The sequence below is a fragment of the Rhizobium mayense genome (genome assembly GCF_030272705.1).
In the GTDB taxonomy this organism is placed as follows: Bacteria; Pseudomonadota; Alphaproteobacteria; order Rhizobiales; family Rhizobiaceae; genus Rhizobium; species Rhizobium mayense.
In genome coordinates this window covers 92,109-118,905 of the sequence record NZ_JARFYM010000031.1, presented here as the reverse complement: position 1 = coordinate 118,905, position 26,797 = coordinate 92,109, and the positions used below count along the sequence as shown (strand labels likewise).

The 26,797-nt window shown below is 58.6% G+C and carries 26 protein-coding genes and 1 pseudogene; 16 read left to right on the top strand and 11 right to left on the bottom strand.

Annotated elements, in window-relative coordinates:
- Positions 1-796: methyl-accepting chemotaxis protein (locus tag PY649_RS27425; RefSeq protein ID WP_285872024.1), on the top strand; the 796-nt coding region annotated here is incomplete at its 5' end.
- Positions 797-920: 124 nt separating this feature from the next.
- On the opposite strand, the gene PY649_RS27420 is transcribed toward PY649_RS27425, so the two are convergent.
- Both PY649_RS27420 and PY649_RS27415 read right to left on the bottom strand, forming a co-directional pair.
- Positions 921-1,442, bottom strand: a complete 522-nt coding sequence (locus tag PY649_RS27420; RefSeq protein WP_285872023.1) for a DUF992 domain-containing protein — start codon at positions 1,440-1,442, stop codon at positions 921-923.
- Between the two features lie 243 nt (positions 1,443-1,685).
- On the bottom strand, positions 1,686-2,324 hold the full coding sequence (locus PY649_RS27415; protein WP_285872022.1) for an outer membrane protein: 639 nt from the start codon (positions 2,322-2,324) through the stop codon (positions 1,686-1,688).
- 286 nt (positions 2,325-2,610) lie between these two features.
- On the opposite strand from PY649_RS27415, the gene PY649_RS27410 reads away from it, so the two are divergent.
- Complete coding sequence (locus tag PY649_RS27410) at positions 2,611-3,276, top strand: alpha/beta hydrolase family protein (RefSeq protein ID WP_285872021.1); 666 nt, start codon at positions 2,611-2,613, stop codon at positions 3,274-3,276.
- Between the two features lie 37 nt (positions 3,277-3,313).
- On the opposite strand, the gene PY649_RS27405 is transcribed toward PY649_RS27410, so the two are convergent.
- The gene (locus PY649_RS27405; RefSeq protein ID WP_285872020.1) at positions 3,314-5,146 is read right to left on the bottom strand and encodes a methyl-accepting chemotaxis protein; all 1,833 of its coding nucleotides are present in this window, start codon (positions 5,144-5,146) and stop codon (positions 3,314-3,316) included.
- Between the two features lie 232 nt (positions 5,147-5,378).
- On the bottom strand, positions 5,379-5,657 hold the full coding sequence (locus PY649_RS27400) for a hypothetical protein (RefSeq protein ID WP_285872019.1): 279 nt from the start codon (positions 5,655-5,657) through the stop codon (positions 5,379-5,381).
- A 219-nt stretch (positions 5,658-5,876) separates the two neighbouring features.
- On the opposite strand from PY649_RS27400, the gene PY649_RS27395 reads away from it, so the two are divergent.
- From PY649_RS27395 to PY649_RS27380, 4 genes are all read left to right on the top strand, one after another.
- Complete coding sequence (locus PY649_RS27395) at positions 5,877-7,052, top strand: adenylate/guanylate cyclase domain-containing protein (protein ID WP_285872018.1); 1,176 nt, start codon at positions 5,877-5,879, stop codon at positions 7,050-7,052.
- Positions 7,053-7,143: 91 nt separating this feature from the next.
- Positions 7,144-8,328 (top strand): MFS transporter, encoded by a 1,185-nt coding sequence (locus PY649_RS27390; protein WP_285872016.1) that lies wholly within the window; start codon positions 7,144-7,146, stop codon positions 8,326-8,328.
- 156 nt (positions 8,329-8,484) lie between these two features.
- Positions 8,485-9,507, top strand: coding sequence for an LLM class flavin-dependent oxidoreductase (locus PY649_RS27385; RefSeq protein ID WP_285872015.1), 1,023 nt, complete (start codon positions 8,485-8,487; stop codon positions 9,505-9,507).
- 147 nt (positions 9,508-9,654) lie between these two features.
- Positions 9,655-9,945, top strand: coding sequence for a hypothetical protein (locus PY649_RS27380; RefSeq protein ID WP_285872013.1), 291 nt, complete (start codon positions 9,655-9,657; stop codon positions 9,943-9,945).
- A 306-nt stretch (positions 9,946-10,251) separates the two neighbouring features.
- Here PY649_RS27380 and PY649_RS27375 read toward each other — a convergent pair whose 3' ends face one another.
- A complete protein-coding gene (locus tag PY649_RS27375; protein ID WP_285872011.1) occupies positions 10,252-10,596 on the bottom strand; it encodes a hypothetical protein in 345 nt (114 codons plus the stop codon).
- Between the two features lie 448 nt (positions 10,597-11,044).
- Between PY649_RS27375 and PY649_RS27370 the strand changes: the two genes are divergently transcribed.
- The 5 genes and pseudogenes from PY649_RS27370 to PY649_RS27350 all read left to right on the top strand — a co-directional run bounded on the left by PY649_RS27370 (position 11,045) and on the right by PY649_RS27350 (position 13,160).
- Positions 11,045-11,368: an ArsR/SmtB family transcription factor gene (locus PY649_RS27370; RefSeq protein ID WP_285872010.1), complete on the top strand. Its 324-nt coding sequence runs from the start codon at positions 11,045-11,047 to the stop codon at positions 11,366-11,368.
- Positions 11,365-11,776 (top strand): annotated as a pseudogene (locus PY649_RS27365) (SRPBCC family protein). Before PY649_RS27370 ends, PY649_RS27365 begins: the two are co-directional and overlap by 4 nt.
- 174 nt (positions 11,777-11,950) lie before the next feature.
- Positions 11,951-12,169 carry a hypothetical protein gene (locus PY649_RS27360; protein WP_285872009.1) on the top strand — a complete coding sequence of 73 codons (219 nt, stop codon included), beginning with the start codon at positions 11,951-11,953 and terminating at the stop codon, positions 12,167-12,169.
- Positions 12,170-12,180: 11 nt separating this feature from the next.
- Positions 12,181-12,639, top strand: a complete 459-nt coding sequence (locus tag PY649_RS27355; protein WP_285872008.1) for a DUF1801 domain-containing protein — start codon at positions 12,181-12,183, stop codon at positions 12,637-12,639.
- 71 nt (positions 12,640-12,710) lie between these two features.
- A complete protein-coding gene (locus PY649_RS27350; RefSeq protein WP_285872032.1) occupies positions 12,711-13,160 on the top strand; it encodes a DUF1801 domain-containing protein in 450 nt (149 codons plus the stop codon).
- Between the two features lie 61 nt (positions 13,161-13,221).
- Here the strand turns inward: PY649_RS27350 and PY649_RS27345 are convergent, their stop codons facing one another.
- The gene (locus tag PY649_RS27345) at positions 13,222-13,695 is read right to left on the bottom strand and encodes a DUF4334 domain-containing protein (protein WP_285872031.1); all 474 of its coding nucleotides are present in this window, start codon (positions 13,693-13,695) and stop codon (positions 13,222-13,224) included.
- A 471-nt stretch (positions 13,696-14,166) separates the two neighbouring features.
- Between PY649_RS27345 and PY649_RS27340 the strand changes: the two genes are divergently transcribed.
- Positions 14,167-14,409 carry a DUF982 domain-containing protein gene (locus PY649_RS27340; protein ID WP_285872007.1) on the top strand — a complete coding sequence of 81 codons (243 nt, stop codon included), beginning with the start codon at positions 14,167-14,169 and terminating at the stop codon, positions 14,407-14,409.
- Positions 14,410-14,655: 246 nt separating this feature from the next.
- Positions 14,656-14,910 carry a DUF982 domain-containing protein gene (locus tag PY649_RS27335; RefSeq protein ID WP_285872006.1) on the top strand — a complete coding sequence of 85 codons (255 nt, stop codon included), beginning with the start codon at positions 14,656-14,658 and terminating at the stop codon, positions 14,908-14,910.
- A gap of 359 nt (positions 14,911-15,269) precedes the next feature.
- Here PY649_RS27335 and PY649_RS27330 read toward each other — a convergent pair whose 3' ends face one another.
- Positions 15,270-15,770, bottom strand: a complete 501-nt coding sequence (locus PY649_RS27330; protein WP_285872030.1) for an invasion associated locus B family protein — start codon at positions 15,768-15,770, stop codon at positions 15,270-15,272.
- A gap of 414 nt (positions 15,771-16,184) precedes the next feature.
- On the opposite strand from PY649_RS27330, the gene eglC reads away from it, so the two are divergent.
- Positions 16,185-17,615 carry an endo-1,3-1,4-beta-glycanase EglC gene (eglC, locus tag PY649_RS27325; protein ID WP_285872005.1) on the top strand — a complete coding sequence of 477 codons (1,431 nt, stop codon included), beginning with the start codon at positions 16,185-16,187 and terminating at the stop codon, positions 17,613-17,615.
- A gap of 209 nt (positions 17,616-17,824) precedes the next feature.
- Here eglC and PY649_RS27320 read toward each other — a convergent pair whose 3' ends face one another.
- Positions 17,825-19,135, bottom strand: a complete 1,311-nt coding sequence (locus tag PY649_RS27320) for an HlyD family type I secretion periplasmic adaptor subunit (RefSeq protein WP_285872004.1) — start codon at positions 19,133-19,135, stop codon at positions 17,825-17,827.
- Positions 19,132-20,832: a type I secretion system permease/ATPase gene (locus PY649_RS27315; protein ID WP_285872029.1), complete on the bottom strand. Its 1,701-nt coding sequence runs from the start codon at positions 20,830-20,832 to the stop codon at positions 19,132-19,134. Before PY649_RS27315 ends, PY649_RS27320 begins: the two co-directional genes overlap by 4 nt.
- Here PY649_RS27315 and PY649_RS27310 point away from each other — a divergent pair.
- Positions 20,744-21,091: a hypothetical protein gene (locus tag PY649_RS27310; protein ID WP_285872033.1), complete on the top strand. Its 348-nt coding sequence runs from the start codon at positions 20,744-20,746 to the stop codon at positions 21,089-21,091. The genes PY649_RS27315 and PY649_RS27310 overlap by 89 nt on opposite strands.
- A gap of 419 nt (positions 21,092-21,510) precedes the next feature.
- On the top strand, positions 21,511-22,878 hold the full coding sequence (locus tag PY649_RS27305; protein WP_285872003.1) for an FAD-containing oxidoreductase: 1,368 nt from the start codon (positions 21,511-21,513) through the stop codon (positions 22,876-22,878).
- 141 nt (positions 22,879-23,019) lie between these two features.
- Here PY649_RS27305 and PY649_RS27300 read toward each other — a convergent pair whose 3' ends face one another.
- Both PY649_RS27300 and htpG read right to left on the bottom strand, forming a co-directional pair.
- Complete coding sequence (locus PY649_RS27300) at positions 23,020-24,510, bottom strand: globin-coupled sensor protein (RefSeq protein WP_285872002.1); 1,491 nt, start codon at positions 24,508-24,510, stop codon at positions 23,020-23,022.
- 288 nt (positions 24,511-24,798) lie between these two features.
- On the bottom strand, positions 24,799-26,688 hold the full coding sequence (gene htpG / locus PY649_RS27295) for a molecular chaperone HtpG (RefSeq protein ID WP_285872001.1): 1,890 nt from the start codon (positions 26,686-26,688) through the stop codon (positions 24,799-24,801).
- Positions 26,689-26,797 lie beyond the last annotated feature (109 nt).

Here is a 26,797-nt window from a genome sequence, read left to right as displayed (position 1 = left end):
CATGGGCCGGGTCAATGCCAAGGGCAACGACATCGGCGTCTCCAAGGAAGAGATCCGCCGCGCCTCCAACGAGCTGTCGCAGCGCACCGAGCGCCAGGCCGCCAGCCTGGAGGAAACCTCGGCCGCGCTTGACGAGCTCACCGTTGCCGTGCGCCAGACCGCCGAAGGCGCGCATGAGGCCAGCAAGCGCGTGCATGCCGTCTCGACCGAAGCCTCGCGCTCCGACGCCGTCGTCGCCCAGGCAATCGAAGCGATGAGCGGCATCGAAAAGTCATCCGAGGAGATCGGCAAGATCATCGGCGTCATCGACGAGATCGCCTTCCAGACCAACCTTCTGGCACTGAATGCCGGCGTCGAGGCAGCCCGGGCCGGCGAATCCGGCAAGGGCTTCGCCGTCGTTGCCCAGGAAGTGCGCGAGCTGGCGCAGCGCTCGGCGGCCGCCGCCAAGGAGATCAAGGACCAGATCGCCCGCTCCTCTGGCCAGGTCGATGAGGGTGTCCGCCTTGTCGGCGAGGCCGGCGAAGCCTTGAAGCGCATCTCCGACCAGATCAAGGCGGCCAACGAGATCGTCTCGAAGATCGCCCACAGCGCCTCCGAACAGGACACGACGCTGCGCTCGATCTCCTCGTCGATGAACCAGCTCGATGCCGCTACGCAGCAGAACGCCGCCATGGCGGAAGAAACCACGGCCTCTGCCGAGACGCTCGCCGCCGACACCGAGGACCTACTCGGCCTCATCCGCGGCTTCCGCGTCAACGACGGCCGCCCGATGGCACAGAACCGTCGCGCCGCCTAAAGCCGCAACGCAGCAGCAGACATGCCGAACCGCCGGGCGCAAACCCGGCGGTTTTGTTTGTCGGGATGGCGAGCTTTCCTATGTCGCCGCCGGCGCCTTCCGTGACCGGCGGCGAATAAGGCAACTATCTAGCGTGACGCAATTGCAGCCTCGACACGCCGGCAGCAACGTTAAGTCCTGTGCCCGCTTCCCCACTCAACGGCTGCAAACCAAAATTTTTCGAATTGCCACCGATGAGTGCGTTTGCCCCCAGACCAACGCCCACGGCAGCGCCGGCAGATGCGCCGACATAATCGCCGGCCAAAGCGCCCTCTCCGGCGCGGGTCGCATTGATGCTGTAGACCACCCAGCTAAGATAGGATTTGCCCGTCACGCCGATGTCGACACCGAGCTTGCCGATGGAGCCAACATAGTGCTCGTTCGGACCTGAACTCCGCTTGAAAACGCAATCGACGGACTTATTGGAGCCGATCACCATGCCGACGCCTCCCGCAACCTGGCAGGACAAGGTGCCAAGGCGTTCCTTCGGCCCTGTCGTCTGTTCCTTTGCGGGATGTTTTTGTGTGTGATGCGTCGTTGCGGCATCAGCAGCGGGAATGCCGAGCACAAGCGAGGCCGCAGCAGCAATAAAAGCAAGCTTTTTCATAAGGTTTCCTCCTGAAACATTCGCACACCAACCATTCGCACACCATTTAACGCGCCGCGAAGGAGTTCGTTGCAACCCAAGAAGAATTCCTTGCAAACTCGTGGCGAGAGTCGACCGGCCCGTTGGATGGTCTCAAGGACATTGTTTGGAAGGCAAGGCGTCGACAAATGCAGCCTTTCGCTTCGCCGTCCGGCCGACGTCCGCGGACACCGACCAAAAGCAAAACCGAAGAAACTGCCGCATCTACCAGAACTTGACGCCAACGCCGACCATGACTGCGTTTTGTTTCAGGCTAACGTCGACGCCGTTGAGATGCTTGTCGCCGAAGTCCGTATAGCGATACTCAAGCCTGCCGAAGATCTTGTCGGTGAAGGCGTAATCAACGCCAGCACCAATCGTCCAGCCGTTGAACGTGCTTGTATCTTTGTGGCCGGTATCAACGAAGCCGCGCGTCGCTTCCCAACCGCCGGCCGCATAGAGGAGAGCGCGATCGAACGCATAGCCGATACGAGCGCGTATCGAACCGTCGATGTCTGTACCCACGTCGATGCCGGGAGCTATCGTCTTCTTGTTCCAGTTGTAGTTCAAATCGCCTTCAAGTCCGAGGACGATATTGTTCTGGAGCTGCCAATTGTAGCCTAGGAAACCGCCAATCCCCCCGCCATTGACGTCGTCAGATCTGCTGCCGACGCCCGAAATATCAAAGTCACCATTGACCCAGGTCGCGCCGCCGCGAATACCGGCATATGCGCCGGCCCAGGTAAAGCCAGGAGGCGTCTCAACAGTAGGGGCTTCCGGAGGAGCCTGCGTTATATCGGCTGCATATGCAGAGCCGCAGGCAATGACGCTGGCGAATGCCGTGGAAATGAGCAACTTGTACATAGACCTGTCCTCCATTTTTCCAAGGCTGGTGAAATAGATCAGCGCGACCTCAAGGCTGTAGCGAAAATGTTACAGTGTTCAATATTTATTTCTTCCATCTAATATATCACTTGCCAAGCGAAACCGATATATGCGTGTGCCGTTTGCCACATTTGCGAGATGGCTGGAGGCTCCACCGACGAAGGCCTCAACGGCGTGATTGGAGCGTCGGATACCGCGATCGACCGGTTCAGATTTTGTGACGCTCGTGATTGTCAAACCGATGGCGTGGGCGAAAACTAGCCGCATGGCAATCGCAAACGACAAGTTTCTTATTCTTGGTCCGGAAGACGCCGGGATCACCATTCTCCTCGCCCATGGCGCAGGTGGGGCGATGGACTCCGCTTCAATGAACGCCGCCGCCCAAACCCTTGCCGGCTGCGGCTTTCGCGTCGCACGTTTTGAATTCGCCTACATGGCCGGACGGCGCATCTCCGGGTTACGGAAACCGCCACCCCGAGCGGAGACATTGAAGGGCGAATATCTGGCCGCGATCGCTGACCTCGGCGCCACCGGCACGCTCATCATAGGTGGCAAATCAATGGGCGGCCGCGTGGCAAGCATGATCGCCGATGATCTCTACGCCACCGGCAAGATCGCCGGATTGCTCTGCCTGGGCTATCCCTTTCATCCACCGGGAAAACCCGGGGAGCTGCGTACGGCGCATCTCGCCGAACTGAAGACTCCGACCTTGATATGTCAGGGCACCCGAGATCAGTTCGGCGCTCGCGAGGAAGTGGTTCACTATGTGCTGTCGGACACCATTGAGATAGTCTGGCTCGAAGACGGCGATCATGATCTGAAACCGCGCAAGGCAGTTTCAGGTTTCACGGCCGCCGATCACCTGAGAACAGTGGCGGAGACCGCGCGGGCGTGGAGTGCTCGCCTTGGAGATCGAAGAGCGCCTGTCTGAGCGCACTCACAAACGTGCGCTCCATCGATAAAACCGGCTAGGCGGCCCTCCCGCTTATCGCGCGCCGATGAGCAACGGGCTGCACTGAAGCCATCTGCAGCCTGAATTGAGAAACAAGATCGCGAAGCCTTGCCGCTTCCATTGCAAGACTGGCCGAGGCGGCCGTGGATTGTTCGACCATTGCCGCGTTCTGCTGCGTCGTCTGATCCATCGAGTTGATGGCGACGTTGACTTCCGCAAGTCCGGTTGACTGCTCCTTCGCAGAGGTGGCGATTGCGTTCATATGTTGATTGATACCGGCAATCTGTCCGCTGATGGTCTTCAGAGCCTGACCGGTGTCGAGAACCAGCTTGACGCCGCTTTCGACCTCTGCCGAGGACTTCTGAATGTGTCCTTTGATTTCCTTCGCAGCTTGCGCCGATCTTTGCGCGAGTTCGCGGACCTCCTGGGCGACCACGGCAAAACCCTTGCCGGCTTCACCGGCGCGAGCGGCTTCGACACCGGCGTTCAACGCCAGGAGGTTGGTCTGGAAGGCGATTTCATCGATGACGCCGATAATGCTGGAAATCTGTTCTGCCGAGGCCTCAATACGGCGCATCGCTTCTTCGGCATGCGACACGACCTCGGCGGACTTTGCAGCGCTATGGTTCGCTTTCGTCGCCTCCGAGCGCGCCTCATCGGTGCGCTTGCTCGAATTCGACACGTTGACGGTGATCTGATCGAGGGCTGCGGCGGTCTCTTCAAGCGATGCGGCCTGCTGCTCGGTTCGTCTGGAAAGGTCGTTGGCGCCGGCTGCGATCTCCTTCGTGCCGTCATCGATCGCGGTGATGGCCATTGAGATTGCGCTCAGCGTATCTCCAAGTTGCTTCACCGAGCTGTTGAAATCATGTCGAAGGCTCTCGAAGTCGGGCGAGAAGGGGTCATCGAGTTGAAAAGCGAGATCGCCTGAGGCGAGCCTTTTCAAGCCGGTGCCGAGGCTGGATGTGGCTGCACGAAGGCGTACACCGGCATCTTCATCGGCTTGCTTTCGCGCCGCGATCCGGCCGGCCTCGGCTTCCACGCGTGCTGCCTCGGCATCCTGTTCGAGCTGCTTGTTGGCAATTGCAGCCTGGCGGAAGACTTCGACAGCCGATGCCATGGTTCCAATTTCATCCGCGCGAGCGGCGACCGCGGAAGTAATATTGGTGTCGCCGCCGGCAAGTTTCTCCATACTGTTGGAGAGCGCGAGCATCGGCTTGGTGACTGTGATACGGGTCAGCAAGTAGAGGCTGACGGAGAACAGTGCCGTCAACCCGAGGATCACCTTCAACAGCGTGTCGACAAGAGATTGCGTATCGGAGCTGCGTTTTGCGACCTCTTCGGAGACGGCATTGATTTGATCTCCAGCCTGTTCCATCGCAGTTTCCAACGCCGAAAACTGTTTCATGAAGTCGGGCAGTGATCTCATGGCCGCGGACGGATCCTTGCCTGCGAGATCGACCATCTTCGTAGCGCTCTCGATATAGGCAAGAAGCGGCGGTTCGACGCCGGCAAGCACGCGCTGCATGGTCGCATCGGTTGCGAGTGCCTTGTTGGCCGCGATCATCTCCCGGAACGATGCTTCATGTTCCGCCAAATCCGTCTTCACCGCGTCAGCGGCCACGCCTGCGGCCGGATTGCTTGCGAGCAACGCAGCAAGCACATCAGCACGAAGCGCGTCGTGCATCATGTCGGCCTGCATGTGGTTCCGAAGTACCTGTGCGGAGCGTGCAACTTCGGCGTTGTTTCCGGACAGGATGGATGCCGACCACATGCCAACGCCCGTCGCGCCGCCCGCCAATGCGAAGATCGCGACGCTTGCGATGATGATTTTATGCTGAATTGACGCCATGAATGCTCCCCCGCACTGAAGACCAAATACGAGGATATACAAACATGCTTAATTATTTCTCATTCGCCGGATGTAATCGACCGATATTGGAGAAGCGAATACAGCCAGTATTGCGAGAATTACTTCACATGCCAGTACAAATAGTAGCACTATCGGGTGATAGGGCAGCCGGGTATCCCCTGGCGGCAAAGAATTCAATGGAGCGCGAACGTCGCTGGACTTTTCGGCTCCCCTAGAAAGGCTGTTGAATGATTCTCCGGTCGACCAGTCTGAGGCTGCGGTCCGGCTGGATGATATAGGTTTCGAAAACGTCATCGCCCCACTGGTCGGTGAAATGGTGCGGAACCTGGCTCCCAATAGGTGATTTGGTGAGCTTCATCCTCGGTTGGCCGCCATAGGTAATGCTTCCCGGAATTGGTTGCAATGAAAAGTTGCTCGTACGAGAGGTGCTCGTCTGGTCGCATGAGCAAGTGATCAGACCAATAATTGCAAGAAGGATGATGTGCCGCATGAGCTCGCTCCGTGTTGCTATTCTGCTCTGACTTCCACTTTAACAAGAATTTGAGCTCGCGGAATGTGGCTATAACGGCCGCGCGCGTTGTACTGAGGCTATAAGTTAGGATGACGCGCCGTAAATGAATTGCCAACGCGATCTTCCGTTTTTTTGCACTTGAACGATCGACGTCGCCAGCCATATTTCTGGATCCGAGGGACCTCGAGGATATCCGAAATGCGGGAGCTGCAGGAACTGGCCGGCTGGATCATCGGCAAAGGCCTGTCCACAAACAATATCGGAGATATTCTGGAAGGCGTTGCAGAGCGGCTGGTAACACTCGGATATCCGCTTCTTCGAGCTTCGATTACCATGCCAACCATCGATCCCCTGCAGCGGGGCTTTTCCGTCGCGTGGTCGCGATCCTCGAGCATTTCGGTGGATATTCAGGGACATGACGAAGCGGGTCAAGAGATGTTCCGCAGGTCGCCCATTTCTTATCTTGTATCAAACGGCCTTCGATATGGTCGCTGGAAGCTGCCCTCTGACGAGGACGCCGCACTCTACCCACTGCTGAAGGAATTGGCTGATCTGGGGGCGACCGATTACCTGTTGAAACTCACGGCCTACCCCGAAGGAACCGCCTTGGCAGGTGTCGGGTTCTCTTTGGCCGGCGAGGGTCCTGTGGGTTTCTCTGAAAGACAAATTGCCGATCTCGATATTTTCCTACCCAGCCTGGCGCTTGCCTGCTACCGGATCGCGGCAACGCGCATCGCTACGGATATGCTCGCGGTCTATACCGGCACCGGCACCAGCGGGCGAATTCTGAGCGGACAGACACAGCGCGGCGAAGGCGCCGCCATCTATGCGGCTATCCTGCTGGCCGATCTCAAGAATTTTACCTTGCTAAACGAAAATCATCAGCCAAATCATATTGTTGCATGGCTGAACGAGCATTTTGAGGCGATCGGACGGCCTGTCGAGCTGGACGGCGGCGAAATCCTGAAATTCATGGGTGACAGCCTGCTCGCCATTTTTCCGGCCGACATGGAAAATCCCGCCGAGGCGTGCCGCCGGGCTCTGTCTGCAGCCAAGAAGGCGCATGAAGCCAATGCGACACTCAATCGTAGCCGATTGGCTGCCGCGCAGCCCGAAATCCTCGTCGATATCGTCCTGCATGTCGGCGAGGTCTTCTATGGAAACGTGGGTGCTGCCCGCCGCCTCGATTTCACGGCGATCGGAAAGGCAGTCAACGAAGCAGCCCGCATCGAGAAGCTGTGCGACACCGTTGACCGTAGCCTATTGGCGTCCGAGGCCTTTGTGTCGCATTTTCAAACTGGATTCGAAAAAGTGGGCACCTTCTCGCTTAAGGGCGTCACTCGGCTAGCCAATATCTATGCATTGGCCGAGTGATCGGCGCGGACTTTCGCCCATCAAACTTGCTGATGGAGCACATCATCTTTCTGAACTTGGAGGTCAGACGGGGCTTTGCTAAGAGCGGGGCATGACCAAAATCCTCCCTCCTGGCGCGATGTTCGCCTTGATCGCATGCGGAACAGTCCTTGGTATTGCCGGAACGGATCTCGTCCTTCCCGCCGTCCCGAGCCTGCCGCAGTCCTTGGGAGGGACGATCGCGCTGGCACAATTGGTGTTGGCGGCCTACGCTCTCGGCACTCTGATCGGCTTGCTCGCATTCGGGGAGCTTGGCGCCCGATTTGATCCGAGAAAATTGTTGGTGTGGTCGCTCGGCCTTTTCACGCTGACGTCTTTCCTCGCAGCGCTCGTGCCCTCGATCGAGTGGCTGATTGTTCTGCGCCTCGCACAAGGCGCCTTCGGTTCCGGTCCGGCGGTCTTTGCACCCGGCTTCATCAGCAGTTCCAACTCGCATGATAAGGCGGCATCCGCACTTGGCAGGCTTGGTTCGATCGAATCCTTGACACCCGCTTTGGCGCCTATCGCGGGCGCTTATCTTCTGGCACTTGGCGGATGGCAAATCTCATTTGCGGTCCTTGGCTCTCTCGGCCTTGCGGTGGCGGTTGTTACAGGCCGCTATGTGGCGTCATTTCCCGGGCGCGATCGGGCTCCGGCCCCGCATCAAAGCTATATGACGATCATCAAAGATCGCGCGTTTCTCAGATATGCGCTGAGCCAAGCCTTTTCGCTCGGAAGCATTCTCGTTTTTGTATTCGGCGCACCGGCCGTGTTGACCGGGCCGCTCGGCAAGGGGATTCAAGATTTCGTTATTCTTCAGGTCTGCGGCATTGCGATGTTCATCGCCGGGGCAAACCTGTCGAGCAGCCTGGCAACAAGATTCGGAACGGGCCGAGTCATCGCCACGGGGACTTGCGTCCTGGCGTCGGCTTTCCTTCTCATCCTTGTCTATGCCGCAGCGGGCGGAGAAAACATCACCGTGGTTGTTGCCTTCTGGATTATCGTCAATCTCGGATTCGGCATCAGGGGGCCGGTCGGGTTTCATCAGGCAATCATAGCATCGCATGGCGACCATTCGCGGGGCGCGGCCCTCGTCATAGCCAGCATTCTGGGTACGGCCGCGATTGGAACAGCGATTACCGCCCCATTCATAGGGATGGGCTTATGGCCTCTGGCATTGGCCAGCACGGCGATTGCGTTTCTTGGGTTGCTTTCGTTTGTTGTGTTGAGGCCTTCAACCAGCGAATCGCATCGGTAGCTCGCCCCCCGTTAAACGGTTCAGCCTTATGCGGCATCGTGTCCTCGCTCTTGTTCCCGTTCCCGGCCGCGATCCAGATTTTACTACGCTGTATGTTGAGCCCGAATTGTGCCAAGAGGTAAGCTGCGTATATCACACATTTGAGGCTACTTGGCGATGAAGAAAATCGGCTTCCTATCGTTTGGGCACTGGACGCCCTCCTCCCAATCGCAGACGCGAACGGCATCCGACACGCTTCTGCAGTCTATCGACCTTGCCGTCGCGGCCGAAGAACTCGGCGCGGACGGTGCCTATTTTCGCGTGCATCATTTCGCCCGGCAGCTCGCCTCGCCATTCCCGCTGCTGGCAGCCGTCGGCGCGAAGACCAGCCGTATCGAGATCGGCACGGCGGTCATCGATATGCGTTACGAAAATCCACTCTACATGGCCGAGGATGCCGGTTCTGCCGACATCATCGCCGGCGGCCGCCTCCAACTCGGCATCAGCCGCGGCTCCCCCGAGCAGGTCATCGATGGATGGCGCCACTTCGGTTACGCGCCGGCCGAGGGTGAGACCGACGCCGAGATGGGCCGGCGCCACGCGGAGGTGCTGCTCGACGTGTTGCGCGGCGAAGGCTTCGCCCAGCCCAACCCACGGCCGATGTTTCCAAACCCTCCTGGCCTCCTGCGCATCGAGCCGCACTCCGATGGCCTGCGCGACCGGATCTGGTGGGGCGCCGGCTCGAACGCGACCGCAGCCTGGGCGGCGAAGCGGGGCATGAACCTGCAGAGCTCAACGCTCAAGGACGACGAGAGCGGGCTTCCGTTCCACGTCCAGCAGGCCGACCAGATCAGGGTGTATCGCGAGGCGTGGAAGGCCGCCGGTCACAAGCGCGAGCCGCGGGTATCGGTCAGCCGCAGCATTTTCGCACTGGTGGACGACCGCGACCGCGCCTATTTCGGAAACGGCAACCAGAACGAGGACAAGATCGGCTTCATCGATGAGAAGACCCGAGCGATCTTCGGTCGCAGCTACGCCGCGGAGCCGGATGCCCTCGTCGAGCAATTGGCGAAGGACGAGGCGATTGCCGAGGCCGACACGCTGCTCTTGACGGTCCCCAATCAGCTTGGCGTGGACTATAACGCGCATGTCATCGAAGCGATCCTGACCCACGTTGCCCCTGCTCTCGGCTGGCGCTGACGCTGCTCGGAAAAGGCGCTGTTCCCTGGCAATCGCCCGCTAAACGGCTTGCCAAGCGTATCGGCGTGATCTTCGACGACGGTCAAATGTTGGAACCATGTCCCTCCTCAGTCGTTGCTTAAACATGCAAGCAAGGAGGATAAGCACATGCGCAATGCAATCATCGGCTGCGCAATGGCAGCTCTGGCTATGGGCTTCGTTGCCGTCCCTGCATTCGCGGACGACGTAATTATAGGCGGTCCCTCGTATGATGACGGTTACTACCCACGGCACCATCGTGATCACGCCGGCGTGATCATCAGCGATCACGGCATCGCAATCGGCAGGGTCCGGGACCGCGACCGTTATTACGACAGCGACCGATGCTATACCCGGACCATCACGCGCACGAATGAATATGGCGATGAGGTAACAAGGACGATTCGCCATTGCGACTAACAGCAACCGAGACCCGGCACATATGTCGGGCCTCCCTGATTTCGAATGGCAACTGCCTCCGGATGAACACGTCGACGTCAGGAGCTTTCATCCCTCCAGCTTATATGAGGGATCGATGGCGTCGATCTCGTTGAACGCTAATCCAAAAGGCCTTCCCGAATAACCGCCAACCCCATCTCACTTCCCTCCCACCAAGCTGCAGGAATTGATCGACGAGAAGGAGCTTTGGCCGGGCTTATCCAAGCGCGGCCCGAGCCATAGTTCGAGCGCGCCCAATCCCTGCTGGTTAAAGGAATGTCTTACGCGTTAGTCGATAACCGGGCAGCCAGGTCGGTTGGCAAAGGCCATGCGATCAGGCCCGCCGTCGTTCCAGCCGCGGACGATAATGCGCCGTCCATTCATCTGGACGGAATCGATACGTCGAAAGCCCTCGTCGCGTGCTGCCGCCATGAGCTCGCGCCGGCTGCAGCCACCCCCGTAGTAGTCTCTATGCGAGTGATCCCAGTATTGATCCTGGCGATGAGCCCACGGCGGTGGCCCGTTGTCCTGGTTATCGTCGAAATATTGCGCCATTGCGAGCGAGGGAAGCAATTGCGACGCGGCCAATCCAGCCAGCGCAATGTAAGAAATTCCTGCGATACGTCCAAACATCTTTTGCTCCTTCTGATGTCGGTTATGTGGATGAACGATACGACACTTACCTGAACGCTACCCGAACAAGCCATTCATTCATCCACTCTGATGTCGGAACGGTACGGCTCGCTTGTCCTGCGCTAAGCTGGGATAGCGAGACGTGACATGTTCCGGGCCCCTTACGGATTTAAATAGCGCACACATCTGCGGACGGTAGTCATAGGAAGCCCGTCACCGCGCAGGAACGACCGACAATGGCGATGCATAGCTGGCGAGATATGGTATATTGAGGGACGTCTATGGCGCTCCCGCACGATCAGGCGGCATTAACCGAGCGACGGAGATGGCTAGTGTGCGCCTGTTGGTTTCGGTGATGAACATCATTGCATCGTTCCTACTCCCACTTGACTCACGCATAGCTCAGCAGCTATACGTCAATTAATAGCCATGGGGGTATGAATTCCAAATGTCGGGCGATCACGATGTGCTCTTCAGAACGCTCGCCGATCCGACGAGGCGGGCTCTCTTCGAAAGGCTGTGCCGCGAAGGGGAAAAAACCGTCGGGGCTCTGACGGCTCGGGCCGGCGTCTCGCAACCCGTCGTCTCAAAGCATCTCGGCGTCCTGAAACGGGCCGGCTTGGTGCGCGACCGCCACGAAGGTCGTCAAACGCACTACAGCGCGCAGCTCGGTGCCTTGGCCCCACTTGTAGATTGGACAAGCCAGATGGCCGGGTTTTGGCAAAGCCGATTCGACCAACTCGAAGACCTGCTGAAAAGGATGGATCAATGACCAATACTGCGACCGAAACGCGCTCCGTCACTATCGAACGTGAAATACCTTATCCGCCGGAAAAGATCTGGCGCGCGCTTACGCAACCGCACCTCATTGAGGATTGGCTGATGAAGAACGACTTCAAGCCCGCAGTGGACCACCGTTTCAGTCTTCGCGCGGACTGGGGCTCCGTCGACTGTCAGGTCCTGTCAATCGAGCCGCACAAATCGCTGTCTTACACGTGGGCGGCCCATGGTCTCGAAAGTATCGTGACTTGGACGCTTACCCCCAACGAGCACCGGGACCAACCTGCGCATGGAGCAGTCGGGCTTCCGGCCGGATCAGGAGCAAGCCTATCAGGGCGCCAAGTACGGTTGGCAGCGGTTCTTTACAAATCTGGAACAGGTCTTGGCACGGGCAGATTGAAGCCCACCGGCACAATTCGAGACTAGGCTCCATCTGCAGCCGCACCACCTTAGGCGTCTGCGGATGGAGGCAATGACCCAAGCGACGCCGAAGACATGGCGAAACTTGCACAGAAGCTCACTGCCAAGCGGGTTGCCGGACGCGCCTTGGCTCCCATCTTCAGAGGAGGTCCCATTGAATTGGAACAATTGGGTCAGGCGGATCCACCGCTGGCTGTCCATCGCCTTTACGGTGGCTGTCATCGTTAACATCGTCGCCATGAGACAGGGGCAACCTGCCATCTGGGTCGGCCTCTTGGCGCTGTTCCCGCTCGTCTTGCTCCTGCTCACCGGTCTATACTTGTTCGTGCTGCCGTATACCAAATGGCGTAGCGTGCAGCGCACCGGCGCGTAGGAGCGAACACTGTGACCAGCAAGACGCCAGAGAGGTCCGAGAAGACCGCAAGGAAGCGCGCCGAGGAGGAGCCAGTCCTCCTCGCAAGCGGCAACCCTCGGATCGCGAAGGCCGACGGCGACGCTCCCGTGCAGGCCTACATCGCGGCTTTGCCTGGCTGGAAAGGCGACGTCGGGCGCCGCCTCGACGCGCTGATCGTGCGCACCGTCCCTGATGTGTACAAGGCGGTAAAATGGAACTCGCCGCTCTACGGAGTCGAGGGTGATGGCTGGTTCCTCAGCATCCATACCTTCAGGAACTATGTCAAAGTGGCTTTCTTCCGCGGCACCTCCCTGCGTCCTGTTCCTCCGGGCGCGTCCAAGAGCAAGGACACGCGCTATCTCGACATCCGTCAGGACGACCCGCTTGACGAAGCGCAGCTCACCGCCTGGGTAAAGCAAGCCAGCCAATTGCCGGGCGAGCGAATGTGAGCGGCCGATGGGAGATGCGATGATACCAATTGCGGGTGAACGATACTGAAGTGACGGATGGGCCAACAATCATGAGGAAGGCGACATCAACGATGGAGAACAACGTCTCGAAAGAAGGAGAAAACTCTCCCGCTCAACTGATAGATGCGAGAATCGAACAGCTGAGCGATTGGCGGGGCGAGACGCTCGCGCGGATCCGAACTCTCATCAAACAAGCCGACCCCGAAGTGGTCGAGGAGTGGAAGTGGAGAGGGGTCCCGGTGTGGTCGCACTCCGGAATAATCTGCACCGGTGAGACCTACAAGGAAGTCGTGAAGATGACGTTCGCCAAAGGCGCTTCTTTGGAGGACCCTTCCGGCCTCTTCAACTCCAGCCTAGAAGGCAATACCCGGCGTGCCATCGATTTTCGCGAGAGCGACACGATCGATGAGGAAGCGTTGAAAGAGCTCATTCGCGCCGCCGTGGCGCTCAACACATCGGCGCGCCCCGCCCGCTCGCAGAAGAAACCGAAGAGCGCTTGAGGGAAGCCGACCACAGATGCCATTGGCCTGTCGATTGTCGAAGGCAGGCCGGCTCTGTCGCCTAATGCTCCGTCTTTATGCGCGTGAGAAGGAAAAAATAATATCGGCGATCGCCCTCGACGGCCATGACGCCCAACAGCCGATCGTCATCAATTCTGCGGAAATAGTCGATGATCGGCTGCTCGTCATACACCATTGCGGCGCTCATCTTGCCCCTGAAGGACATAGGTCGGAGGGAGGCAACCGGGCCATTTGCCCGCCACACCTTCTGTAGATACGAAAACCAGCCGCGCGCCGCCCTGGACCGCCCAAAGCGATGAAAGCGGAGGGCGAGCTTCAAAGGGATCATTCCCGGGTCGATCGCCACGAGCCGGTGTGGTCCCACCGAAAATAGCAGAGCGTCGGCTCTGTGATCGGACCGGAAGCGCTTGCCGTACCATCCGAGATTTTCCAGGACGCCGTCCAGCGGGTGCCCGGACGTGATGCAGTGACCATGCCAAAGACCGGTGAGTTCTGCGACCGAGGCCACTTCCAGGCCGTCGAAATAGTCAAAGGCTTCGGCCTGCGATCGGAAACGGCTTGGAATTTGCCGGCTGTTTTCCACGTCGCTCAACCCGCGCTTCCGACGGCCGTCGACATGCGATTTCGATCGTTCATGACGAGAACCTCCTCCAAAGCCAGGCGGAGCAGCCCGTTTCAGGCAGCTCGATGATCGAATCAAGTTCCGCATCGTCCCATCCCAAAACGACCAGATGCCGTTCTTTGGACAATTTTTTTGCTACTACTCTGCACTTTGACTCGCGGCGTCCGCCAGGCCGATTAACTGTCCTGAGCGGCACAAGCTCTCCTATCGAAGAACCTGCCTTATTTGTAACCATACCTTGTAGTAAAGGTGCAATTTGCAGCTTTTTCTTGCGGAGATGGAATTTTTTGATCTCGCTTTTGGAACAGAGGGGCTAAAACCATCGTTGGTCTAACCTTACCTGAAAGACAAAGGAGGAACAGAATGAGCGCTCTCGCATGGGAGGCACCCGTCTCCGTCATTGTCAGCAACGGGAAACAAAAGGCCGTCAAAAGCCCGGCTGAGGCTGTGGGATGCCTGGAAAAAGAATGGCCCATCACCGATGGTGTCTTTCTGAGAGAGGCCAAGAAGGTCTGCCACGCCGCGCTCGAACATGAATGTACGGCGAGCGAGGCACGGGACGCCTTCGAGATGGCCTCGATCGAAGCACTTCTGGTTTGTCGCTGAGGCCGTTGCCCGATCACTCTGGCCGGCGATGACGCCCGCGCGGCATGCCGACAAGCTTTGCCGAGATATTCCCTCACCGCTTGAGTTTTGGTCGCGTTAAACCCAACCACATCAGCGTCACCGCCAGCGACATCAACATGGGGGTCCTGGCTCTCTCGGGTCAGTTCCGGCGATAGGCCTTGCCACCCGCCCCGGAACGTTTTTTGCAAGGTTACCGAAATCGATATGTTTCGGAGGTAATGCGTTTTGAATCGAGACACCTTGCAGCCATTTTCTGCCGTCACGCTCGTGATGGGGGGCGCGGAGGGCTATCGGCGGGTCAATTCGGTACGGGAAGCGGCCGAGACTCTGCTGGAGCATTGGCCTGTTGAAGATGGTGAAGAATACGTAACCGCGGTGCGAATCTGCCTCGATGCGATGATGGGCGTGATCTGCCCAGAAGCGGCCCGAGAAGCGTTCATCAAGGCGGCGGAAGAAGCCGGCATATCTCTGCTGCAGTAAGTCACGAGGCGTTCTCGGTCTCGGTGACAGCATGCAGCGTCCTATCTCCATCGCTCGGAGCGACGGATGGAGATCGTTGAGGCTGCGAACCTGGCACATTGCTCAGCCAAACGGTCTTCGCGATCGTTTGCGCAGCCGGTGCGGCCGAACGAATTGTCGCACCGCGATAAGCAACGGGAACCAAAGCGCTTTATCTTAGTTTCTTAGCAGCGGGACGTTTGCGCCCCGCAGCTCACGGTGTACCACGCCGGCCACTGGAGCGTGAGCCCGCCGCGACTACCACTCCCGGTCTGCGGCGGGCTTTTGTTCCTGGCGGGCAGCCTTTATGGCAGCCCGCAGCCGAATTCACGACGCTTGTCTCATTCGCAAATCTTTATTCGCTTCAACGCCGCGGTAATACCCGAGAGCGAATAGGAATAGCTTGTCGCAGTTCCCCGGCGCGACGTGGCCTGCACGCTGAGCTCACTGCCCGACTTCATGGCGTCCACCATGGTGGGTTCCTGCGATTGATCCTCGACCCAGCCATGTCTGTCCTTGGTAAACATCGTAAAAGTGGCATCACCGATCGTGGCTTGCATCGGCGCGTCCTGCTTCAGATCGTAGCCCATGGCAGCTTCAGGCATATACGCCTTTCCGTCCGAACCCCGCGCGACCATGAAGAAATTGTTTCCATGGTCAACCGTCGACGGTGCCTGACCGGTCGGTGTCGATAGGACATAGCAGCTAACCTCTCCTCCGGATCGGTAGAAATAGGCGCCCCAAGCGTCAAATTGCCCGATGCGGGCGGGCGGCTCAGCATATGCGGTGGAAAAACCGAACAATAGGAGCGCGAGCGCGGTGGGGAGCTTTTTAGCGAACATGATTTCCTGCCCTTTCATATGACATGCCGACGCCAAGCGAGAGGAGGGCTCGTTGGCCGGGGCAATCTGACCGGATGTTCGTTATCTGTTTCTTAAGAGATTCATTAAAATCTGTTAATGTTCAGCCGAGTGGATCAGGGCAGCATCGGCTCGAAAACGCGCCCTGCCGTAACCCCATCATCGGCGCGCTCGTCGACTACGCCACGAAACGGTACGTGATGTGGGAAGCATCATGCGATCTTGTCGCGCGATTAAGCATGACCGGTGTTGGAACCAGCCAAATTTCATAAAAAGCTGAAATTAGCGTCTTCGGGGGGTGTGCTGCGATGCGGAAAATGTTATCCCTCTAACTTAAGCGCGGAGGAATGTTAGCGCTGCGGGGGAGATAGCCAAGCACAACGGAAGAGGTTTCCGATGCCCAATTCAGTACTCAATGCCCTAGGCCAACCGCTCTATTACAGCGGAACGTCGACAAGCTGGTTTTCCGCCACGGGCTCCGGTCCGACGCTTAACGGCACGGCTGGAAATGATTCGATGTACGGTGACGGCTCCGTCAACGTAACGATGGTGGGCGGCACTGGAGATGATATCTACTATCTCTATTCGAGCCTCAACCACGCGTCCGAAGCGCCTGGTGGAGGGGTGGACACCATCATCACGTGGATGGACTACACGTTGCCCGACAATTTCGAGAACCTCACCGTGACCGGTGATGGCCGTCATGCCTTCGGAAACAGCGCGGACAACATCATTACCGGCGGGACAGGCAGCCAGACCATTGATGGCGGCGCGGGCAACGATGTCCTGACAGGCGGCGGCGGTGCCGATACCTTCATCTTCACCAAGGGCAATGGCAGCGATCTGATCACCGATTTCAGCAGCGACGACAAGGTGCGTCTGAACCATTATGGGCTGACGTCCTTCGATCAGGTCGTCAGTCACCTTACCCAGCAAGGCGCCAATCTGAGGCTCGACCTTGGCGGCGGCGAGAGCCTGGTTTTCGCCAACAAGACCGTTGCCGATCTGCATGCGGACCAGTTCCAGCTCGGACTCGACCGTTCCGCCCTCACGCAGACGTTCTCGGACGATTTCAATACGCTTTCCCTTCATCAGGGCACGCAGGGCACCTGGGATGCGAAATACTGGTGGGCGCCGGACAAGGGCAGCAGCATGACGGGCGAGCTGCAGTGGTATGTCAACCCGTCCTACGGCCCGACTGCATCAGCCAACCCGTTTTCCGTTTCGAACGGCGTGCTCACGATTTCAGCCAAACCGACGCCCGATTCACTGAAATCGTTGCTGGACGGCCACAACTATACGTCCGGCATTCTGAACACCCATTCCACCTTCGCCCAGACTTATGGCTATTTCGAAATGCGGGCTGAGATGCCGCATGATCAGGGCACATGGCCGGCTTTCTGGCTTCTGCCGGAAGACGGCTCGTGGCCGCCGGAACTCGATGTGGTGGAAATGCGCGGGCAGGATCCGAACACTGTCAACGTCACGGTTCACTCGAACGCGACGGGCCAGCACACGATGCAATCCATGCCGATTCAAGTTCCCAGCACCGATGGCTTCCACAATTACGGGGTGCTTTGGGATCAGGATCAAATCGTCTGGTATTTCGACGATGTGGCCATCGCGCACGCCGCAACGCCGTCCGATATGCACAGCCCGATGTATATGCTGGTGGATCAGGCCGTCGGCGGTACAGCCGGCACTCCGACTGCCAGCCTGCAAGACTCGGAGATGAAGATCGACTACATCAAGGCCTATCAGTTGAACGACCATCTTACCCAGACGGCCGCTACCGCGGCTGCCCATACTCCAGACTGGCATATCTGACAGGGTCCAACGTGCAGTAGAGCGGTTCAGGTTTCAAGGAATCTCAGGACCGCTCTATCTTTTTGTTCTTTCGCAATTCCGGACGGAATACCGCTTCGCACTTTTCCTGAAATTGCTCCAAGCGTTAGGCGCAGCCGCTATGTCAGCGGTTGCGCCTTCAAGTACTCAAGCGGCACTCAGATTCTGCAGCACCCGCTCGTAGAAACCTCCTAATCCTCTCTGAATGCACGCTTTATCTGATCGGTCATCGGCTTGGTCAGATAGGCAAGAACGCTTCTCCGGCCAGTCTGCATGAATGCCTCCACCGGCATGCCGGGAAGAGGCGTGAGCTTTCCCAAACGATCCCACTCTTCCTTCGGCACTTTGGCGCGAACGATGTAATAGCTGAGCCCCGTATGCTGGTCGGTCGTCAGGTCAGCCGAAATGGTTTCGACGCGCCCATTGAGTTCGGGCGTGATGCGCTGGTTGAAGGCGGAAAATCGCAACGCGACCACTTGCCCCACGGCAATCTGGTCGATGTCCTGCGGCGAGAGCTTCAGTTCCGCCACCAGTGCGTCCTTGTCAGGCACGATCTGCATGATCCCTTCTTTCGGCCCGATCACCGCGCCGGCGGAATGGACGGTCAATTGATCGACAATGCCCGACTGCGGCGCCCTTATGTCCACCCGTTTCAGATCATCCTCGGCTGCAATCAGCCGCTCCGAAAATTGACCGGTGTCGCTTTCGGCCTGCCGCAGTTGGTCGGCAACTTCCGAGCTATGGTCTTTGTCGATCTGAATGATCTGAAGCTCGGTTTCGGTAATTTTTCCATTGGTCTGCGCGATCGACGAAACAAGATTACCGAGCTCTCCAGTCAGGCGAGCGCTGTCTCGCTGCAGCGAGTAGACTTTCGCCGCCGGGACGATTCCTTGATCGAACAGCCGCTGGAGGCTGCTCAGTTCCTTGTTGACGAGCTCGATCTCGGTTCGTTTCCCCTTCTCCTGCGCAACGAAGCCGTCCACTTCCTGTTTCAACTGCTGAATTCTTTCGCCCAGCTGCGACTTCTGACCCTGTCGCGATGCCAACCGGTCGCTGAAAAGCTGGCGTTCGCCAGCAAGTATGCTCGCGACGTTATCGTCGCCGGTATTGGAGAGAAGATCGGCCGGAAAGCTGATCGCACTCTTGTCGTCGCGCTCTGCGACGAGACGCGCCGTTCTGGCCGAAAGCTCATTCAATCGCTTTCTGATGATGCCGAGATTGGCTCTGGTTTGCGTATCGTCCAGCCGGATCAATATCTGGTCGGCATCGACGTGGTCGCCATTCTTCACACGGATCTCACCAACGATCCCTCCCTTGAGGTGCTGAACGGCTTTTACATAGCTGTCGACGACCAAGGTACCGGGGCTAATGACTGCTCCCGAAATCTTCGTCGCCGCGGCAAGACCGCCCATGACGCCGAAGAGAAGAAGAATCGTCGCCAGCACGAAGATGGACAGACGGCGGATCGCACGCTCGGTGGAAGGCAAGCCCGTATTCATCATCCGCTCACATCCTCGCCGGCTATCATCAAACGCACCGGCCCGGGCGCCGAATGCCTCATGGTTGTGCCGAGTATCTCATCCTTGGGTCCGAACGCCTGTAACTGGCCGTTGGCGATGATTGCGACCTTGTCCGCGGCGGCCAGAGCGCTTGGCCTGTGCGCAACGACAACGGCAATGCCGCCGCGGGCCCGGATACCCAATAGGGCTTGGGTCAAGGATGCCTCTCCCTCTGCATCCAGATTGGAGTTCGGCTCATCAAGAACCACCAGGAACGGATCGCCATAGAGCGCCCGCGCAAGGGCGATGCGCTGCCGCTGGCCGGCGGAAAGTCGCGAGCCCCCTTCGCCGATGATCGTTTCAAACCCATCCGGCAACTTGACGATCATGTCGTATACGCCGGCCGCCTTCGCCGCCGCTATAACCGGTCCTGACTGGATGTCCTTCGCGAAGCGGGAAATATTTTCGGCTATCGATCCGTCGAACAAACCAACGTCCTGAGGCAGAAAGCCGACGTGCCGTCCGAGGTCGCTCCGTTCCCATTGCGACAAGGCTGCCTGATCGAGCCTGATCGCACCAATCACAACAGGCCATAATCCCGTGATCGCTCTGGCAAGTGACGATTTTCCCGAAGCGCTGGGGCCGATCACGCCCAACACCGTTCCCGCAGATATCTTGAATGAGATGTTGCGGAGGATGAAGTCGCGGCTGCCGGGAGACGTCAGGCTTATGTTTTCGACGCTGAGGTCTTTTTGCGGCGACGGCAGGGTCATGGATCGGTGTTCGCTGGGGATCAGATCCAGCAGCTTGGCGAGACGCGACCAGCTTTGGCGGGCGGCGACAAAGCCCTTCCAGTGCCCGATTGCAAGCTCCACCGGAGCGAGTGCACGGGTAACCATAATCGAGCTGGCGATGATGATGCCGCCTGTCGCTTCCTGCTTGATGACAAGGATCGCGCCGACGGCCAATACACCGGACTGCAGCATCATCCGTAATATCTTCGCGATCGTGGTAAGCGTGCCGACAATGTTGCTGGCCGAGAGCTGATTTGCCAGATAGTCCTCATTCATGGCCGTCCATTTTTCCGTCAGGCGGCCGCTGAAACCCATTGCGACCACGGCCTCCCAGTTCCGCCGTGCCGCTTGTGCAAAGCCGAGACGCGCCGCGGAGGACTTCGCGGCTTCCTGAGCCGGCTTTTGCGACAACATCTCTGCAAGGGCTGTCAGGACGACGAGCACAATGGCGCCGCACAAGGCGGTGAGGCCAATCCAGAAATGGAACAGAAAACACAAAATCAGATAAAAAGGCATCCATGGTAGGTCGAACAGGGCAGTCGAGCCGCCTCCAGATAGAAACGATCGGACCTGTTCCAGATCGCGAACGGACTGCAGCCCATCATCGGCCGCTTGCAATCTCGTTGGAAGGTAAATCAGCGAGCCGAAGACCCTTCGGTTCAGCCGTTCATCGAGAGACATGCCCACACGCGTAAGCAGCATGGAGCGCAACAGTTCGAGGGTCCCCTGGAATATGAACAGGGTCGCGGCAATGATCGCGAGGCCAGCAAGCGTTGGAAGGCTGCGGCCTGGAATGACACGATCATAGACCTGAAGCATGAAAAAGGAGCCGGTCAGCGCCAACATGTTGATCGCGGCGCTCGCGATGCCAATGCTGAAAAACGCCTTTCGAAGGGAAGACAGCATCACGGAGATAAATTTTTGCGGTGGTTCTTTCGGAACAGCAAGCACGTTGCCTAAATCCTTAAGTTATCCTTTGCACGCAGCAGAGGTGCCTCTGAAGTTCGTCAACGCCGTTCTCATGCCGGGTGACTGGAGCTGGAAGCGCACGAAGGCCGAGCGGCATTCCAGTGGTGGCAACGCAACAGCCGCGCCACGATTAAGCCTGCGGCCTAAAGGTCGACCGCATCATAGGCGAGCTTCGACCATCCTTCGCATCTTATGAAGGCGAAATTGACTTCGCTTTTGGTCTCAGTGAATCCAGTCTTACGGTATCGCATGCTGTCTCCTTGCCGCACATATGCGATCAGACATGGCTTAGCGGCGCTTGCCGTCAAGGTGCGGAAACACTTGTGCGCGGACCGTGATGTGGCCGCTCTGACCGGCAGCAATGCTTCCCAACCGAAAAAGGGGGCGCCGAATTGCCGGAGAGCTTAGCTTGAGTGACAAGATGCTAAAGAACAAAACACAAATACGCGTTGATTTGCCGCAGACAGGAGTTTTTTGAAAATCATCCGATTGCTCCTTCAGGTTTTCGACACAGGTTTCGCTCAACTCTGCTAAATTGCAAAACAGGCTTAAGGGCGCCGACATCCAGTCCGACCCGGTGTGAAAAGCAGACATCAAACTGTGGGAGGGATAACCATGAAAACCTTCGACGCGATTATCATCGGTGCCGGGCAGGCAGGGCCATCGCTTGCCGGGCGGTTCGCGGCTGCGGGCATGACGGTAGCCCTGATTGAGCGGAAATTCGTCGGCGGGACCTGCGTCAATGCCGGCTGCATGCCAACCAAAACCCTAGTCGCGAGCGCCCGAACCGCGCATGTGATACGGCGAGGCGCGGACTACGGCATTCGCACGAATGGCGGGATATCGACGGATATGGCGGCTGTCGAGAAACGCGCGGCGACCGTCATAAGTAATGCAAGGGATTCGCTGACGACGTGGCTTGAGTCCACGGACAGAATTACCCTGATACGGGGACATGCGCGCTTCGAAAGCGCAAAGACCATCCGCGTCGGAGGCGAAACATTGACGGCGCCGCGGATCTTTCTCAACGTCGGTGCGAGGCCGGCCATTCCCGGGCTGCCCGGGCTTTCGGACATCGAATATCTTACCAGTACCTCCATCATTCATCTGACCGCCCTGCCCCGCCATCTCGCCATCATCGGCGCCGGCTATATCGGCCTTGAATTCGCGCAGATGTACCGGCGCTTCGGCACCGAGGTCAGCATCATCGAACGCGGCCCGCGATTGGCCCCGCGAGAGGATGACGATATCTGCCAGGCGATCGCCGACGTTCTTCGATCCGAAGGCATATCGATCCACACGAATACACAGGACATCCAGCTGTCGAAAAGCGGCGAGGACATTCGCATCTCGACCGCGGGCAATCCGGATGTCGAGGCAAGCCATCTCCTCATCGCGACGGGGCGGCGGCCGAACACCGACGATCTAGGTCTTTCGAAGGCGGGCGTAGCGCTGGACGACAAGGGCTATGTCATCGTCGACGATCACCTCTCCACCAATGTCGACGGAATATGGGCCCTTGGCGATTGCAACGGCCGGGGCGCCTTCACGCATACGTCTTATAATGATTTCGAGATCGTCGCCGCCAATCTTCTGGATGGTGAAGATAGGAAGGTCAGTGAGCGTATCCCGGCCTATGCGCTCTATATCGATCCGCCGCTCGGTCGCGTCGGAATGACCGAACGGGAAGCGCGTGCGACCGGGCGGTCCATCTCAGCATCGACCATACCGATGAGCCAGGTCGGACGCGCCATTGAAAAGGGTGAGACCAAGGGCCTGATGAAGGTCGTTGCAGATGTCGAAAACGGACAGATACTGGGCGCCGCAATCCTCGGTGTCGAAGGCGACGAAGCGATCCACGGCTTCATCGATGCCATGCATGCGGCGACGCCCTATCCCGTTCTAAAATGGGCCGTGCCGATCCATCCCACGGTGTCCGAACTCATTCCGACGCTTCTGGGCGGGTTGAAGTCGGGTCGGTAGATTTACCACATCTCGCCTTCAGGAGTGCAACCGGTACCGTTTTGCTTCTCGGCTGTTGTCAAATGAGAGCAGCCTTGGAGGGCCGTATCTCGCCCCTCCTTCGCCTTCAGGATCGATGTTCCGTGACCCTTCACCACTCACTCAAGCCGCCCGGCTCAGCTGCGTGGCTTTTCCACCGGCCGCACCAAAACGCTGGAGGAGATTAACGAGATTTTCGACTTCGTTGCGAAGTCGGCGCGTCTCCGCGGAGGTGCGTTCGACCATGCCGGAATTCTGCTGGGTGATCGTATCCATGCTGCGGATAGCGACATTAACCTCGTCGACGCCGTTTGCCTGATCGCGCGCCGTGCCCGCGATGTCGGAAACGAACTGGTTGATGACATCGATACGGCTGATCATATCGCTCAGCGCTTCGCCCGTGTCGCCTACGATGCCGACGCCCTTGTTCACCTGATCGGAGCTTTCCGAGATAAGCTGCTTGATCTCCTTGGCGGCCTCCGCACTTCGCTGCGCCAGTTGCCGGACCTCTTGGGCCACAACCGCGAAGCCCTTGCCTGCGTCTCCGGCGCGAGCCGCTTCGACACCGGCATTGAGCGCCAGCAGGTTCGTTTGAAATGCGATCTCATCGATCACGCCGATAATCTTCGAAATCTCGCTTGACGACTGCTCGATCGCAGCCATGGCCGAGGCGGCATCGGTGACCAATTGGCCTGAGTTCCTTGCCCGCTGCTGGGTTTCGCGGACAGCCTCAGAGGCCTTTTCGGCATTCGCAGCCGTCTGACCAACGCTGACGGTGAGTTGCTGAAGGGCAGCCGAACTTTGCTCGACACCGGCTGCCTGCTGGGCGGTGCGCAACGCCAAGTCGTCGGTCGCCTTCGATATCGTCTCGGTTCCGGCCACGATCTCGGCTGACGTGCTGTGAACCGAAGCGAAGGAGTTGCGCAATGCGCCGACTGCCTCGTTGTAGTCCGATGCCATTTCCTTGAAGGTTCCCGGCATATCTGCCGGCAGTTTGGCATCGAGATCGCCCTTGGCAAGTGCTGCCAGCGCCCGCCGCAGATGGGCGAGCGCCAATGTCTGGTCCGCTTCGGTACGCAGCCGTTCCGCTTCTAGCGCTTTGCGCTTGTCTTCGAGGGCTTCAAGGTAAACGCTGATGGAATAATCCATATCCAGCATGGCTGCCTTCACGACGGCGGAAATTCCTGCCGACAGCTTCTTTCCCTGGCTACGGCGGAAGAATATCGACGATTGCTTTTCGACAATGCCCTTGATCAGTTCCGACATGACCAGCGCATAACCGCCAATGTACCAGCGGGGCTCCAGGCCGACGCGGGCATGCGTTCTACCGATGGCCTTCACACCCTCTGCGTAGGGAGCGTCAAAATTTCCATTGGCGAGGTTGGCCCAATGCTCCTGCTGCTTCTTTTTGGCTCCGGCCATGTGGCTTTCACTATGGAAAAAGCCGGCGGCCCCAGCCGCCTTCGCGATCTGCCCATAGAGTTTATCCAGAGCACCGCCAATTTTTTCGGCGATCAGAGGCCGCAATTCCCTGAGCGCGTCGCGAGATTCGGCGTCGAACTCAATAAAATCAAGACGTTGGTGAAGGGTGCTCGTCGAATGTTCAGAGGTCATCGAAAATCTCGGTCAGAGGGTGGCTCGACGCAGAGCCTGCTGGCCTCCTTGTTGCCAAATATGGTTTCCCGAGAGTTAAGCGCGCGCTATTGTTTGTAACCTATCACTGCGCGGCTGCGGCCTTCACCTGGCTACGAAGCTGGGCGGCTGGCGAAGCGGTGGATTCCAGCACAAGCGTCCCGGCCTTGGCTGGCCAGCTGTTCTCGGGCCTCGACTTCCGGGCAAGTCGCAGCGGATGGGAAACGACCCATCCGCTGCGGAACCTGAGACCGCAGAAACCGCCTTCGGTCACAGCAATGCGCGTTCCATCAGTCGCGCCAGCCGCTCGGCGAAGGCACGCGGATCGGCCGGCTTGTCACCGTCCAAAACTCGCGCCTGATCGAGCAGCAGGAATGCCGCATCATCGCGCAACGAAGGCGCGTCCGCTCTGGCGGCGATAGCCTTGACGACGGGATGATCCATGTTGATTTCGAGGATAGGCTTGGCGCCAGAGTCCAGACGGCCGGCCCCCTGCAGGATCTTCTCGAGCTGCCGGTCATAGCCCTGTTCGGACGCAACGAGACAGACGGCGCTTTCGATCAGGCGATCGGATGCGCGCACATCGGATACCTCATCGGCGAGCTTCTGCTTGGCGTAGTCGAGGAAGGCCTGCACCTCGGCGAGAGCGCTTTCGCTTTCCGGCTTGTCCTGATCCTGCTTCTTGAACTGCGCGAGATCCGCAGAGCCCTGGGTGATCGACTTGAAGCTCTTGCCCTCGAAATCCGGGGCATTGGTGACCCAGAAACTGTCGACGGAATCGGTCAACAGCAGAACTTCGATGCTGCGGGCACGGAAACCTTCGAGCTGTGGCGAAGCCTTCAGCTGATCCAGGCTGCCGCCGACGAGATAGTAGATCGACTGCTGGCCTTCCTTGGCATCCTTGACGTAATCGGCAAGCGAACGATAGCCGTCCGCAGACGCAGTCGTGCGGAACCGCGAGAGGGCCAGAAGCTGCGAGCGGCGTTCGAAGTCCTCGTAGATGCCTTCTTTGAGGAGGCTGCCGAAGTTCTCCCAGATTTTCAGGAAGGCGTCCTTGTCGCTCTCCGCCTGCTTCTCGATCGCCGTGATAATGCGGTTGGTGACACCCTTGCGGATCGCTGTCAGGATTGCGCTTTCCTGGATCATTTCGCGCGAGACGTTCAGGGGCAGATCTGCCGTATCGACAAGGCCGCGCACGAAGCGGAGATAACGGGGCAGCAATTCCGCCTCGTCGGTAATGAAGACGCGCTTCACATAGAGCTTCATGCGGCCCTTCCGATCCGGGTCGAAGAGGTCGAAGGGCTGGGAACCAGGGACGAAGGCGAGTGCGGAATATTCGTGGCGGCCTTCGGCACGATAATGCACCGTCAGGGCCGGCTCGTCATACTGGCCTGACACGCTGCGATAGAAATCCGTATATTCCTCCGCTGTAATGTCGTTCTTCGACTTGGTCCAGAGTGCGGTGCCGTCGGTGAGCTGCGTGGCTTCATCGCCGGGCTTCTCGGCGATCTTGATCGGAACCGGCACATGACCCGACTGTTCCTTGACGATCCGCTCAATGCTCCAGCGGGAGGTGTAGCTTTTCGCATCCTCCATAAGATGCAGGGTAATGCGCGTGCCGCGCGCCGGCGCCTCGCTTATATCGATCGGGCTGACGCTGTAACCGCCCTTGCCGTCGGAAGACCAGAGCCAGGCATTGTCCGCGCCCGCGCGGCGCGACACGACATCAACGCGATCGGCGACCATGAAGCAGGAATAGAAGCCGACGCCGAACTGTCCGATGAGTTGCGCGCCCTCGCCCTGCTTGTTAGCTTCGATCCGTTCCATGAAGGCCCGCGTGCCGGAGCGAGCGATCGTTCCGAGCGCTTCGATCATCTCGTCCCGGCTCATGCCGATGCCGTTATCCTCGACGACAAACCTGCCGCCCTCCTCATCGAGCGTTAATACGATACGGCTGTCGGGATCGCTTGCCAGCAATGCAGGCGTGGCAATTGCCTCATAGCGAAGCTTTTCGCAAGCATCGGCCGCATTCGAAATCAGCTCTCGTAGGAAAACGTCCTTATCCGAATAAACCGAGTGAACCATCATGTGCAGAAGGCGGGCGACGTCGGCCTCAAAGACGTGGCTCTCAGCGGAATTTTCTGCGGTGGTTGTCGTCATGCGTCTGGTCTCCTGGAAGTTTTGAAAGTCGCGCCGAAGAGGTGGCGGATGACGGACAAAAATTCAAGCCGCTGATGGGCTGCTAAGTTCAACACAGAGTTTTTTTGCG